Source organism: Streptomyces sp. NBC_00414 (genome assembly GCF_036038375.1).
In the GTDB taxonomy this organism is placed as follows: Bacteria; Actinomycetota; Actinomycetes; order Streptomycetales; family Streptomycetaceae; genus Streptomyces.
In genome coordinates, this window is the sequence record NZ_CP107935.1 from 3,372,095 (window position 1) to 3,386,392 (window position 14,298).

The 14,298-nt window shown below is 69.8% G+C and carries 9 protein-coding genes; 3 read left to right on the top strand and 6 right to left on the bottom strand.

Translation table 11 applies throughout. From position 1 onward, the window contains the following. Positions 1-48: 48 nt before the first annotated feature. Complete coding sequence (locus tag OHS59_RS14315) at positions 49-1,617, top strand: MFS transporter (protein WP_328493781.1); 1,569 nt, start codon at positions 49-51, stop codon at positions 1,615-1,617. A gap of 175 nt (positions 1,618-1,792) precedes the next feature. On the opposite strand, the gene serA is transcribed toward OHS59_RS14315, so the two are convergent. The 6 genes from serA to OHS59_RS14345 form a co-directional block, all read right to left on the bottom strand. Further along, the gene (gene serA, locus OHS59_RS14320; RefSeq protein ID WP_328493782.1) at positions 1,793-3,382 is read right to left on the bottom strand and encodes a phosphoglycerate dehydrogenase; all 1,590 of its coding nucleotides are present in this window, start codon (positions 3,380-3,382) and stop codon (positions 1,793-1,795) included. Positions 3,383-3,717: 335 nt separating this feature from the next. Further along, positions 3,718-4,716 carry a ketol-acid reductoisomerase gene (gene ilvC, locus OHS59_RS14325; protein ID WP_328493783.1) on the bottom strand — a complete coding sequence of 333 codons (999 nt, stop codon included), beginning with the start codon at positions 4,714-4,716 and terminating at the stop codon, positions 3,718-3,720. A 132-nt stretch (positions 4,717-4,848) separates the two neighbouring features. Next, positions 4,849-5,376: an acetolactate synthase small subunit gene (gene ilvN / locus OHS59_RS14330; RefSeq protein WP_328493784.1), complete on the bottom strand. Its 528-nt coding sequence runs from the start codon at positions 5,374-5,376 to the stop codon at positions 4,849-4,851. 26 nt (positions 5,377-5,402) lie between these two features. Further along, entirely contained in the window at positions 5,403-7,259 is a 1,857-nt protein-coding gene (locus tag OHS59_RS14335; protein WP_328493785.1) for an acetolactate synthase large subunit, read from the bottom strand. 239 nt (positions 7,260-7,498) lie between these two features. Next, positions 7,499-10,432: a putative bifunctional diguanylate cyclase/phosphodiesterase gene (locus OHS59_RS14340; RefSeq protein ID WP_328499201.1), complete on the bottom strand. Its 2,934-nt coding sequence runs from the start codon at positions 10,430-10,432 to the stop codon at positions 7,499-7,501. Positions 10,433-10,893: 461 nt separating this feature from the next. Beyond that, positions 10,894-11,835, bottom strand: a complete 942-nt coding sequence (locus tag OHS59_RS14345; protein WP_328493786.1) for a 2-hydroxyacid dehydrogenase — start codon at positions 11,833-11,835, stop codon at positions 10,894-10,896. 75 nt (positions 11,836-11,910) lie between these two features. Here OHS59_RS14345 and OHS59_RS14350 point away from each other — a divergent pair, with 75 nt between their 5' ends. Next, positions 11,911-12,924, top strand: a complete 1,014-nt coding sequence (locus tag OHS59_RS14350; RefSeq protein ID WP_328493787.1) for an aldo/keto reductase — start codon at positions 11,911-11,913, stop codon at positions 12,922-12,924. Between the two features lie 218 nt (positions 12,925-13,142). Then, positions 13,143-14,294, top strand: a complete 1,152-nt coding sequence (locus tag OHS59_RS14355) for a PQQ-dependent sugar dehydrogenase (protein WP_328493788.1) — start codon at positions 13,143-13,145, stop codon at positions 14,292-14,294. The last annotated feature ends 4 nt before the right edge of the window (positions 14,295-14,298 follow it).

Sequence of the window (14,298 nt, forward strand, 5' to 3'; positions counted from 1 at the left end):
ACACAACCGTACTAGACACACGTTTTATACGCCCGTACAGTCCGAGGCATGACGAATTCCAAGGGCCCCACGAGCCCGGAAACCGATGCCGCACCGCCTGCCGGAACCCGCGCCGGCCGTCGCGAATGGACCGCCCTCGGCGTTCTGATGCTGCCGCTGCTCCTGGTCTCCATGGACGTCTCGGTCCTCTACTTCGCGATCCCCCAGATCAGCGCCGACCTGGAGCCGAGCGGCACCCAGCAGCTGTGGATCTTCGACATGTACGCCTTCGTGCTCGCCGGGCTGCTGATGACGATGGGCTCGCTCGGCGACCGGATCGGCCGTCGCAAGCTGCTCCTGGTCGGAGCCGCCGCCTTCGGCGCCGCCTCACTGGTCGCCGCGTACGCGAACAGCGCGGAGACGCTGATCGCGGCGCGCGCGGTGCTCGGCATCGGCGGCGCGACCCTGATGCCGTCCACCCTGGCGATGATCCGCACGCTCTTCACGGACCCGGGCCGGCGCTCCAAGGCGATCGGCATGTGGTCCGCGGTGATGACGGGCGGCGTCGCGCTCGGCTCGGTGATGAGCGGAGTCCTCGTCGAGCACTTCTGGTGGGGCTCGGTGTTCCTGGTGAACCTGCCCGCGATGGCGCTCCTGCTGGTCCTCGGCCCGTTCCTCCTCCCGGAGTCCAGGAATCCGGCGCCGGGCCGCTTCGACCTGCTGAGCGTGCCGCTGTCCATGGCCGCCGTCCTGCCGGTGATCTACGGGATCAAGGAGATCCCCTCGGAGGGCTGGAACGTCCGTTACGTCGTCTCGGTGACCGTCGGCCTGCTCTTCGCCGCGCTCTTCGTGCACCGCCAGCGGACCGTCGAGTCGCCGATGCTGCCGCCCGCGCTCTTCCGCGGCCGGGGCTTCTCACCCGCCGTCACACTGAACCTGCTGTCGTCGTTCGCCATGATGGGCTCGGCGTTCTTCACCACGCAGTACCTCCAGTCGGTGCTCGGCAAGAGCTCCATGGAGGCCGCGCTGTGGGCGCTGCTGCCCACCGTGCTGGTCGGCGTCGCCGCTCCGGTCGCCGCGGGGCTCGTACAACGGGGGGTGAACCGGGCGTACGTCGTCGCGGGCGGCTTCGTCCTCGCCGCCTGCGGATACGGAATGCTCACGGCCGCCGGTACGGACTCGATGTGGCTGGTGCTCGCGGCGGCGGGCGTCATCGCCTCCGGGATCGTCACCGTGATGTCCCAGATGATGGACCTGGCGCTGGGCACCGTCCCGGCTCAGCAGGCGGGGACCGCGTCCTCGGTGCTGGAGACCGGCGCGGAGTTCGGCGGGGCGCTGGGGATGGCGCTGCTGGGGTCGATCGGCACGGCGGTGTATCGGCACGAGATGCCGTCCTCGGCGGCGGGCGGGGCGCACGAGACGCTGGGGGCGGCCCTTGCCGAGGCCCAGCGGTTGCCCTCGCGGGCGGGGGACGCGCTAGCTGTCGCCGCGCGCGAGGCCTTCACCAGTGGGATGCAGGCGGCGGCGGTCGCGGGGACGCTGCTTCTGCTGGGCGCGGCGGTCCTGGCGGCGGTAACCCTGCGCCAGGTGGCCGCACCTCAGCTGCAGTCCCCCGAACGGGAAAAGGTCTGCGCCTGAACGCCAGGGTTTTCGCCCCCGCCGCCCCTACCCGTTCCCGTCACTGAAGCAGGGGCTCCGCCCCCGCACCCCCGCTGCGCAGTTCCCCGCGCCCCTAGGTACTCAGGGGCGCGGGGAACTGCGCGGCCAGCCCTCACCGGGGCCGGACCACATGCAGGGGCGGGGTGGGTCGGTGTCAGACCAGGTTGACCGAGCGGGCCTGGGTCGCGCCGATTTCTTCCGCCAGCTCCGTCAGGACCGGCTGCGGCACCGTGTCGTCCACCGTGAGGACGGCCAGCGCCTCGCCCCCGACGTCCGCACGGGCGACCTGCATACCGGCGATGTTGATACCGGCCTCGCCGAGGATCCGGCCGAGCGTGCCGACGACACCGGGACGGTCGGTGTAGTTGAGGACGACCATGTGATCGGCGAGCGCCAGATCCACGTCGTACTCACCGACGGCGACGATCTTCTGGTGGTGCTTGGGACCGGCGAGCGTTCCGGAGACCGAGACCTCCTGGCCGTCACTGAGGGTGCCGCGCACGGTGACCACGTTCCGGTGGTCCGTGGACTCCGAGCTGGTGGTCAGCCGTACCTCGACGCCACGCTCCTGCGCGAACAGCGGGGCGTTCACGTACGACACGGTCTCGTCGACGACGTCCTCGAAGACACCCTTGAGCGCGGAGAGTTCGAGCACCTTGACGTCGTGCTGGGTGATCTCGCCGTACACCTCGACGTCGAGACGGACCGCGACCTCGCCCGCGAGCGCGGTGAAGATGCGGCCGAGCTTCTCGGCGAGCGGCAGACCGGGCTTGACGTCCTCGGCGATGACTCCGCCCTGGACGTTCACCGCGTCCGGGACCAGCTCACCGGCGAGGGCGAGGCGCACCGAGCGGGCGACGGCGATGCCGGCCTTCTCCTGCGCCTCGTCCGTGGAGGCGCCGAGGTGCGGGGTGCAGACGACCTGGTCGAGCTCGAAGAGCGGGGAGTCCGTGCAGGGCTCCTTCGCGTACACGTCGAGGCCGGCGCCGGCGACCCGGCCCTCCTTGAGCGCCGAGTACAGCGCGACCTCGTCGACGATCCCGCCGCGCGCGGCGTTGACGATCCGCACCGACGGCTTGACCTTGTGCAGCGCCTCGTCGCCGATGAGACCGAGGGTCTCGGGCGTCTTCGGCAGGTGGACGGTGATGAAGTCGGAGACTTCGAGCAGCTCGTCCAGCGAGAGGACCTTGACGCCCATCTGCGCGGCCCGCGCGGGCTGTACGTAGGGGTCGTAGGCGACGACCTTCATGCCGAAGGCCGACATGCGCTGGGCGACGAGCGCGCCGATGCGGCCCAGGCCCACGACACCGAGGGTCTTCTCCGCGAGCTCGACACCCGTGTACTTGCTGCGCTTCCACTCGCCGTTCTTCAGGGCCGTGTTGGCCTGCGGAATGTAGCGGGCGGTGGCGAGCAGCAGACCGCAGGCCAGCTCGGCCGCGGTCACGATGTTCGAGGTGGGGGCGTTGACGACCATCACGCCGGCCTTGGTGGCGGCGGAGACGTCGACGTTGTCCAGGCCGACGCCGGCTCGTGCGACGACCTTCAGCTTCTTCGCGGCGGCGACGGCCTCGGCATCGACCTTCGTCGCGGAGCGGATCAGAATGGCGTCGACATCGGCGATGGCCGGCAGCAGTTCGGCGCGGTCCGCGCCGTTGCAGTGCCGGATCTCGAAGTCCGGGCCCAGTGCGTCGACGGTCGCGGGCGACAGCTCTTCAGCGATGAGTACGACAGGTTTCGAGCTCACGTGAGTCCTCACAAGTCCATTGCGGACGGCCGTCCCGACGGCCGCAGGCGGTGAAGGATTGCCGCGTGGAAGACGCACGACGCTGTGGGCCCGACGCGTATGTAGTGCTGCAGTCTAGTGGCGACGCGCCGTGTTCACGCGCCTCCGCAGAAGGATCACCCGCACGTGCAGGATCCAGCGTGCGCCCCACTCAGCCCCTGGGGGTCCCCCGCGCCCTTAAGGCTGTGGGGGGATTGAGGAGCGGGGTCCGGGGCAGAGCCCCGTGGCAGCACCTCAGGCATACAGGTACGGCCGTGGCACAGGGCAAACCCAGTACCACGGCCGAACCGACGGAGTCACTCGTCGTCGTTGACCCACGACATGAGCTTGCGCAGCTCCTTGCCGGTGGTCTCCAGGAGGTGGTTCTCGTCCTGGGTCTTGTACTCGTTGTACTTCTTCAGACCGCCGTGGTACTCGTCCATCCACGCCTGGGCGAAGGTGCCGTCCTGGATCTCGGCGAGGACCTTCTTCATCTCGGCCTTGGTGGCGTCCGTGATGATCCGCGGGCCGGTGACGTAGTCGCCCCACTCGGCGGTCTCGGAGATCGACCAGCGCATCTTCTCCAGGCCGCCCTCGTACATGAGGTCGACGATGAGCTTCAGCTCGTGCATGCACTCGAAGTACGCGATCTCCGGCTGGTAACCGGCCTCGGTCAGCGTCTCGAAGCCCGCCTTGACCAGCGCGGCGGTGCCACCGCAGAGGACGGCCTGCTCACCGAACAGGTCGGTCTCGGTCTCCTCGGTGAAGGTCGTCTTGATGACGCCGGCGCGGGTGCCGCCGATGCCCTTGGCGTACGAGAGGGCAAGCGCGAAGCCGCCGCCGGTCGCGTCCTGCTCGACGGCCGCGATACACGGAACGCCGCGGCCCTCCTCGTACTGGCGGCGGACCAGGTGGCCCGGGCCCTTGGGGGCGACCATGCAGACGTCGACGCCGGCCGGGGGCTTGATGAAGCCGAAGCGGATGTTCAGGCCGTGGCCGAAGAACAGCGCGTCGCCGTCGTTCAGGTTGTCCTTGATGGACTCCTCGTAGACCTGGGCCTGGATCGGGTCCGGGACGAGGATCATGATGACGTCGGCCTCGGCGGCGGCCTCCGAGGGGGTCACCACGCGCAGGCCCTGCTCCTCGGCCTTCGCCTTGGACTTGGAGCCCTCGTGCAGGCCGACCCGGACGTCGACGCCCGAGTCACGGAGCGACAGCGCATGGGCGTGGCCCTGACTGCCGTAACCGATGACCGCGACCTTGCGGCCCTGGATGATGGACAGGTCGGCGTCAGCGTCGTAGAACAGCTCGGCCACTTTGGGTTCTCTCCTTGGTGTGCAGGTGTTGCTCCCCACCGTATGCCGGAGGGATGAGGGGAAGTTCCGGGGTCTCGGAATGCGGGCGGCCGACGGCCGCCGACCGCCCGTTTCCGGTCGTACTTCGATCGCTTACGCGGACCGGTCCAGCGCCCGCAGCGACCGGTCGGTGATCGAGCGGGAGCCGCGGCCGATGGCGATCGTGCCGGACTGGACGAGCTCCTTGATGCCGAACGGCTCCAGCATCTTGAGCATGGCCTCCAGCTTGTCGCTGCCGCCGGTCGCCTCGATGGTGACGGCCTCCGGGGAGACGTCGACGGTCTTGGCGCGGAACAGCTGGACGATCTCGACGATCTGGGAACGCGTCTCGTTGTCGGCGCGCACCTTCACCAGAACGAGTTCGCGCTGAACGGCCGCGCCCGATTCCAGCTCGACGATCTTCAGGACGTTGACGAGCTTGTTGAGCTGCTTCGTGACCTGTTCGAGCGGCAGCGCCTCGATCACGTTCACCACGATGGTGATGCGCGAGATGTCGGGGTGCTCGGTGACACCGACCGCCAGCGAGTCGATGTTGAAGCCGCGGCGGGAGAACAGGGCGGTGATCCGCGCGAGGACACCGGGCTTGTTCTCCACCAGGACGGAGAGCGTGTGCTTGGACATGGGTCTGCTTCCTTTACCTACGGCTCTCAGTCGTCTTCGTTGTCGCCGAAGTCGGGGCGGACGTCCCGGGCGGCCAGGATCTCGTCGTTCGAGGTGCCGGCGGCGACCATCGGCCACACCATGGCGTCCTCGTGGACGATGAAGTCGATCACGACGGGCCGGTCGTTGATCGAGTTCGCCTCTTCGATGACCTTGTCCAGATCGTCCGGCGACTCACAGCGGATCGCGTAGCAGCCCATGGCCTCCGACAGCTTCACGAAGTCGGGGACGCGGGTGCCCGCGCTCGGCTGCTTGCCGTCGGCGCCGGGACCGGAGTGCAGCACGGTGTTGGAGTACCGCTGGTTGTAGAAGAGGCTCTGCCACTGGCGGACCATCCCGAGGGCGCCGTTGTTGATGATGGCGACCTTGATCGGGATGTTGTTCAGGGCGCAGGTGGTGAGTTCCTGATTGGTCATCTGGAAGCAGCCGTCGCCGTCGATCGCCCAGACCGTACGGTCCGGCACGCCGGCCTTGGCGCCCATCGCGGCCGGCACCGCGTACCCCATGGTCCCGGCGCCGCCGGAGTTCAGCCAGGTCGACGGCTTCTCGTACTCGATGAACTGCGCGGCCCACATCTGGTGCTGGCCGACGCCCGCCGTGAAGACCGTGCCCTCCGGGGCGAGCTGTCCGATGCGCTCGATGACCTTCTGCGGGGAGAGCGAGCCGTTGTCGGGCTGCTCGTAACCCAGCGGATACGTCTCGCGCCAGCGGTCGAGGTCCGTCCACCAGGCGGTGTAGTCGCCCGCGTGGCCCTCGCTGTGCTCCTTCTGCACGGCCTGGATCAGATCCGCGATGACCTCGCGGGCGTCTCCGACGATCGGCACGTCGGCGGCGCGGTTCTTGCCGATCTCGGCCGGGTCGATATCGGCGTGGACGATCTTCGCGTACGGGGCGAAGCTGTCCAGCTTGCCGGTGACGCGGTCGTCGAAGCGGGCTCCGAGGGCGACGATCAGGTCGGCCTTCTGCAGCGCGGTGACGGCGGTGACCGCACCGTGCATGCCCGGCATTCCCACGTGCAGGCGGTGGCTGTCGGGGAATGCGCCGAGCGCCATCAGTGTGGTGGTGACGGGCGCTCCGGTGAGTTCTGCGAGGACCTTCAGTTCGGCGGTGGCACCCGACTTGATGACGCCGCCGCCGACGTAGAGGACGGGCCGCTTCGCCTGGGTGATCAGCCGGGCCGCCTCGCGGATCTGCTTGGCGTGCGGCTTGGTCACCGGGCGGTAGCCGGGCAGGTCCATGACCGGCGGCCAGGAGAAGGTGGTCCTGGCCTGGAGGATGTCCTTGGGGATGTCGACCAGGACCGGTCCCGGGCGGCCGCTGGAGGCGATGTGGAACGCCTGCGCGATCGCCTGGGGGATGTCCTCCGCCTTGGTGACCAGGAAACTGTGCTTGGTGATCGGCATGGTGATGCCGACGATGTCCGCCTCCTGGAAGGCGTCCGTACCGATCGCCTTGGACACGACCTGCCCGGTGATCGCGACCAGCGGCACGGAGTCCATGTGGGCGTCCGCGATCGGGGTGACCAGGTTGGTGGCGCCCGGCCCGGACGTCGCCATGCACACTCCGACCTTGCCGGTGGCCTGCGCGTATCCGGTGGCCGCGTGACCCGCGCCCTGCTCGTGGCGGACCAGCACGTGCCGCACCCGCTTGGAGTCCATCAGCGGGTCGTACGCCGGGAGGATGGTGCCGCCGGGAATGCCGAATACCGTCTCGGCCCCGACCTCCTCAAGAGAGCGGACGAGGGACTGTGCTCCCGTCACCTGCTCAGGGGCGGACTGCTGTCCTCCGGAACGGGGCCGCGGCTGCGGGTGGTGGCCCCCGGTGGCCTGCTCGGTCATCGGCATTCTCTTCTCGATGCTGAGGGTTTTTGCGAGTTTTATGCGGTGTGCGGTTACTGATCGACAGTCACTGGTGCAACAAAAAACCCCTCGTGCCGTGAGGCAGGCGAGGGGAGCGCGTCGGGTGCGGTAGCGGGGACTTCCGGGTCATCGATCCGGTGTTTCCCAGCTCAGCCGACGCGCTTTCCAAGTACGAGAATTCGGGTGCGCATGGCACAGACCCTCCCCCCGGCACGCAGTGCGTGTCAAGTGGGTGGGACGGGAGTCTCATTATGTGAGCGGAGCGCGGTACCGGTTCCGTACCCTCCCGAGGCGATCCCTGACGCGTACGCACTGGTGCCCCCACCTGCGAAGACGCCGCTACCACCACCTCCAGCGAAGACGGGCTCGACGGGGCCGTGGGGCACGGCGTAGACGCCCGTGACGAGCGCCCGGCGCATTCGGTACTCGTCCAGCGGTCCGGAGAAGGCCACGCCCTGGCCGTGGGTGCAGCCCATCGAGCGCAGGGCGATGACCTGCTCGGGCAGATCCACGCCGTCGGCCACGGACTGCAGCCCCAGATCGTTGGCGATCCGCAGCAGTCCACTGGTGATCTTGTGCAGCCGGGCGGACTCGACGACGCCCTCGACCAGACCGCGGTCCAGTTTCAGTACGTCGACGGGCAGGCGGCGCAGCGCGGTGATCGTCGCGTAGCCACTGCCGAAGCCTTCCAGGGCGATCCGGACACCGAGCCGCCTGAGCGCTTTCAGGCGGCGCTCCAGCTCGTCCAGGGAGACCTTGGGGTCCGTTTCGGCCAGTTCCACGATCAGGGCGCCCGAGGGCAGTCCGTGCCGGGTGAGCAGGGCCTCCACGGAACCCAGTGGCATGGAGCGGTCGAGGAGTCGGCGGGCGGTCATGCGGACGGCCACGGGCACCGCGTGCCCGGTGGCCGCGCGCTCGGCGGCCTGTTCGACGGCCTCCTCCAGCATCCAGCGGCCGAGTTCGGCGGTGCGGTCGCTGTCCTCGGCGACCCGCAGGAACTCGGCGGGCGTGAACAGCACTCCCTGGGCCGAGCGCCAGCGTGCCTGCGCGGCCACCGCCGTGATCCGGCCGGTCTCCAGGGAGACCACGGGCTGGTGCAGCAGTGCGAACTCGCCGTCGTGCAGGGCGGCGCGCAGCCTGGTGGCCAGCTCCGCCTTCCGGACCACGTCCTGCTGCATCTGTGGCACGTACAACTCGACGCGGCCCTTGCCCGCCGCCTTCGCGCGGTACATCGCCAGGTCGGCGTTGCGCAGCAGTTCGCCGGCGCCCAGGCCCGGCTCGGAGAAGGACACCCCGATGGAGGCGGCGACCCGGACATCGTTGCCGTCGATGAGGTACGGCTGCGACAGGGTCGTACGCAGCCGGTCGGCGAGTTCGAAGATGTGGCGCTCGCGCGCGGTGCGGTCGCGGGAGCCGTCACCGACGATCAGGGCCGCGAACTCGTCGCCGCCGAGCCGGGAGGCGGTGTCCCCCTTGCGGACCGCTTCCTGGAGCCTGCGGGCGGCCTGTACGAGCAGTTCGTCGCCGGCCTGGTGGCCGATGGTGTCGTTGACCGCCTTGAAGCCGTCGAGGTCGATGAAGAGCACGGCGGTGCCGCGGTCGGAGGAGCGGCGGCCGGAGAGCGCCTGTCCGACGCGCTTGGTGAACAGGGCGCGGTTGGGCAGGTCGGTGAGCGGGTCGTGTTCGGCGTTGTGCTGCAACTGGGCCTGCAGGCGCACCCGCTCGGTCACGTCACGGCTGTTGAAGATGAGGCCGCCGTGGTGGCGGTTGACGGTCGACTCGACGTTGAGCCAGCCTCCTCCGCTCCCGGCGTCGCCCGAACGGGAGGTGCCCCCGCCTGACCTGAAGCGGCACTCTATGCGGGTGGTGGGTTCCTCCTCGGGATCGGCGGCGAGGAAGCGGCGCACTTCGTGCACCACGGAGCCCAGGTCCTCCGGGTGGATCAGCGTGGCGAGTTCGGAACCGACCAGTTCCTCGGCGGGGCGTCCGTAGACCCCGGCCGCGGCCGGGCTGACGTACCGGAGGATGCCGTTCGGTGCGGCGATCATGATGACGTCGCTGGAACCCTGCACCAGGGAGCGGAAGTGGTTCTCCTTCTGGGCCAGTTCCTGGGTGAGGGTGATGTTGTCGATGAGCATGATGCCCTGGCGCACGACGAGGGCGAGCACGACCGTGCCCCCGGTGACGAGCACCACGCGGTCGACGCTGCGGCCGTTGAGCACGTTGTAGAGGATCCCCAGCGTGCAGACGGCGGCGGCCAGGTAAGGAGTGAGCGCCGCCAGTGAACTGGTGATGGGCCGACTGACCGGATACCGACTGTGACCTCCTTCCTGGAGGGGCACGTGTGCCGGCTGTCCCTGCCGGGGCCCGGGCACGTAGCCGTACACCACGCGCGTGCGCCCCTCTTCTTCCATGTGTCCGTGTCGTTGCCCCACCCAGGGGGCGTAGGCCAGCAGCAGTGAGCCGGCGAACCAGCCGGCGTCGAGCAGTTGCCCTGAGCGGTAGTCGTTGTGGAGCAGTGGCGAGGTGAACAGGGCGTCGCACATCACGGTCAGGGCCAGCGCCCCGATCGCGGTGTTCACCGCGGAGCGGTTCACCGCCGACCGCCTGAAGTGCAGTGCGAGCACCATGCTCACGAGAGCGATGTCGAGCAGCGGATACGCGAGCGACAGCGCGGTGTGGGGAACGCTCGGCCCCTCCGCCTTCGCCGCCTGGGCGAGCGCGAGACTCCAGGAGAGCGTGAGCAGCGAGCCGCCGATCAGCCAGGCGTCGAGGCCCAGACAGACCCACCCGGCCTTGCTCACCGGCCGTTTGGCGAGGACGAGCAGTCCCACGATGGCCGGCGGCGCGAAGCACAGGAAGAACAGGTCGGCGTAGCTCGGACTGGGCACCGGGCTTTCCAGGACGACCTCGTACCAGCCCCAGACGAGGTTGCCCACCGCCGCCATCGCGGAGGAGAGCGAGAAGAGCAGCCATGCGGGTCGAAAGCGGCTGCGCCGGGTGCGGGCGCAGAGGAAGCAGGAGACGGCCGCGGTGGCGGCCGCCGCGCTCAGCCCGAAGTCGCCCATGATCAGGGCCAGTCGTGGTGAGCCCCAGCCGAGCGCGGAACCGACGGCGTATCCCGCGCACAGCAGGGCGAGCACGAGCTGCGGGACCATGCCCGACCCGCCCCCGGTGACCTGGCCGCGGGCCAGCACCGCCCCCGGGGAGCTCACTGTGTCTCTCCGGGCCGAGCCGCCCCCGAGTCCCTCTGGTCCCGGTGTGCCGGATGTGCGTGACGCTTGCGACCGCTCGGCCGGCGGTGGTGGTGGCCGCTGTGGCCGCATCTGCGCGCGGGTGGACACCAGGGTCGCCGTCGGCGACCCCGTCGCGTCGGATCGTTGGTCCATAGGCCGTGCATCGCCCGTCGCCCCCCTCGCTGTTGCTGTCTTTCGATCCCCGGCGCCGGATGGTGCGTGGCGCAGCCCCTGTCGGGACGATACACCAGTCTCGTCACTCAGGGACATAGTTCCTCTACGCTCCGTGACGACCAGCGGGGATATGGACACGGCGCGCATTCGAGGGACTGCGGAGGGTACCCGCGAGTGCCCTTCGTGCGCGCGGCCGGGAGCGAGGAGGACTACGAGCCCGTCGTAAGGACCACGTTCTGCAGTGGCTCCCGGTTCACGAAACGGTTCAACTGGTCCACGAGAAGCCGCTGGGCCCGTGGGAAGAACGCGGAGGTCGGGCCGCCCACATGAGGGCTGATGAGCACGCCCGGCGCGTGCCACAGGGGGTGCCCCGGCGGCAGCGGTTCGGGGTCGGTGACGTCCAGCGCCGCCCGGAGCCGGCCGCTCTCCAGCTCGGCGAGGAGCGCCTTGGTGTCGACGACACCGCCGCGGGCCACGTTCACGAGGAGCGCCCCGTCCTTCATGCGGGCCAGGAAATCGGCGCCGGCCAGGCCTTTCGTCTGCTCGGTGAGGGGCGTGATGAGCACCACCACATCGGCTTCCGGGAGGAGCTCGGGCAGGGCGGTAATCGGATGCACGGGGCCGCGCGCGGTCTCACGTGCGGAGCGCGCGACGCGCGCCACCCGCGCGAGCTCGAACGGAGTGAGCCGGTCCTCGATGGCCGAGCCCACCGCTCCGTAGCCGACGATCAGAACGTTCTTGTCGGCGAGCGCGGGACGGAACCCCGACCGCCACTCCTCGCGGTCCTGCCCGCGGACGAAGTCGGGGATGCCGCGCAGCGAGGCGAGGATCAGGGTGAGGGTGAGTTCGGCGGTGCTCGCGTCGTGCACACCGCGCGCGTTGCACAACTGCACGCCTCTGGGCAGCAGTTCGAGTCCCGGCTGAACGTGGTCGATACCGGCCGACAGGGTCTGCACGACCTTCACGGAGGTCATGTCGGCCATGGGCCGCACGGAGATGTCGCCGCCCTTCATGTAGGGCACGACGTAGAAGGCGCAGTCGGCGGGGTCGGCGGGAAAGTCCTCCTCGCCGTTCCAGTAGCGGTAGTCGGGGCCCGCGGGCAGGCCGTCGAGTTCGTCCGGGGGAAACGGGAGCCACACTTCGTACGTCATGGTCAGGAGGCTATGCGAAGCGCCCGTGGACGCAGAGGTTAGTTTGGGGTGCCAGTAGAGGGAGGGCACGGCCACGTGGAGCGCAGGACTATCGGGGCGGCGGCGCTGGAGGTCGGGGCTGTCGGGCTCGGGTGCATGCCGATGAACTGGGCCTACTCGGGTTCGCGGCAGCGGGGCGGCGAATCGCTGCGGACCGTGCACGCGGCGCTCGACCGGGGCGCCACGCTCCTCGACACCGCCGACATGTACGGGCCGTTCACCAATGAGCTGCTGGTGGGGCGCGCGCTGAAGGGGCGGCGTGCGGAGGCCTTCGTGTCCACCAAGGTGGGCCTGCTGGTGGGTGATCAGCACATCGTGGCCAACGGCCGTCCCGGCTATGTGAAGCGGGCGTGCGACGCCTCGCTGCGCCGGCTGCAGACGGATGTCATAGACCTCTACCAACTGCACCGCGAGGACCCCGAGGTGCCGGTCGAGGAGACCTGGGGCGCGATGGCGGAGCTCGTCTCGGCGGGGAAGGTGCGGGCGCTCGGGCTGTGCGCGGTGGGTGCCCGCTCCGGCCGCAGGCCGGGGGCCCGGCTGCACGACGGGACGATACGGAAGCTGGAGCGGGTGCAGCAGGTCTTCCCGGTGAGCGCGGTGGAGGCCGAGCTGTCGGTGTGGTCGCCCGAGGCGCTGGAGGACCTGTTGCCGTGGTGCGAGGCGCGAGGGGTCGGCTTCCTCGCGGCGATGCCGCTCGGCAACGGCTTCCTGACCGGGACGCTCACTCCGGGCGAGGGGTTCGAACCCGACGACCTCCGGGCCCGGCATCCTCGTTTCACCGCCGAGATGATGGCCGCGAACCAGCCGATCGTCGTCGGACTGCGGCGCATCGCGGCCCGTCACTCGGCCGCGGCGGAGGGCGCCGTCGTCACTCCCGCGCAGGTGGCTCTCGCGTGGGTGCTGTCGCGCGGGCGGCAGGTGGTTCCGGTGCCCGGGACCAAACGGGAGTGCTGGGCCGCGGAGAACGCGGCGGCGGCCGGGCTGCGGCTGACGGCGGAGGACCTCGCCGAGGTGGCGGAGCTGCCTTCGGCACTGGGGTCCTGGGACTGAGCCGGGCTGATGGGACCGGGTCGGAGTCACGGGACCGGGTCGGAGTCACGGGACCGAGCCGGGCCCCGGCCGAGCCGTGGTCCCGGTCCCGAATCGCCCGGTTCGGGCGGGGGTCCGGCGATTCGGTGTCCGTGATCGGGAACCCGGGAGGCCCGGGCGGTGTATGAAAAGTAGAACCTGCCGCGTCGAAGGGATCCTGCATCGTGCAACGTCGAGCTGTGACGGCCGTGTTGGCCGCAGCCACGCTCCTGCTGACGGCCGGGTGCTCCTCGGACGACGGGGGGAGTTCGGACGGCGGCGGGAGCACGCCCTGGGTGAGTCCTGAGGCCGGTTCCTCGGCCCCGGCCTCCGAGCGGGCGGCCGAGGAGACACCGCCCGCCAAGGGCTCCGTGAAGGTCGTGCGGACCGTCACCGAGGGCCTCAAGACACCCTGGGGACTGGCGCCCCTGCCCGAGGGCGGCCTCCTGGTGTCCTCGCGCGACGAGGGGACGATCACCCTGGTCGACGAGAAGACCGGGAAGAAGACGGAAGTGGGCTCGGTGCCCGGCGTCGCCCCCGGCGGCGAGGGCGGCCTGATGGGTTTGGCCCTCTCCCCGACCTACGCGTCGGACCACATGGTCTACGCGTACTTCACCTCGGACTCGGACAACCGCATCGTGCGCATGCAGTACGACGCGAAGAGGCCGGCCGGTGAGCGGCTGGGCGCGCCCGACACGGTGTTCCGGGGCATCCCCAAGGGCACGAACCACAACGGCGGCCGTATCGCCTTCGGCCCGGACAAGATGCTGTACGTGGGCACGGGCGAGACCTACGTCACCGAGCTGGCCCAGGACAAGAAGTCGACGGGCGGCAAGATCCTCCGTCTGACCCCGGAGGGCGAACCTGCACCGGGCAACCCCTTCGACTCGCCCGTCTACTCCTACGGGCACCGCAATGTGCAGGGCCTGGCCTGGGACAAGAAGCAGCGTCTGTTCGCCTCGGAGTTCGGCCAGGACACCTGGGACGAGCTGAACCACATCAAGCCTGGCGGCAACTACGGCTGGCCGGACGTGGAGGGCAAGTCCGACGACTCCGGGTACGAGAGCCCGATCGACCAGTGGAGCACCGACGAGGCCTCTCCCAGCGGTATCGCCTACGCGGAGGGTTCCGTCTGGATGGCGGGCCTGCGCGGCAAGCGGCTGTGGCGCATCCCGCTGAAGGGCACCGAGGAGTCGGCGGATCCCCAGGCCTTCCTGCGGGGCGACCACGGCCGCTTGCGCACGGTGGTCGCGGCGGGCGGTGACAAGCTGTGGCTGGTCACGAGCGAGACGGACGGACGGGGCACGCCGGGCAGCGGGGACGACCGGATCCTGGAACTGCGGGTGAAGTGAACTC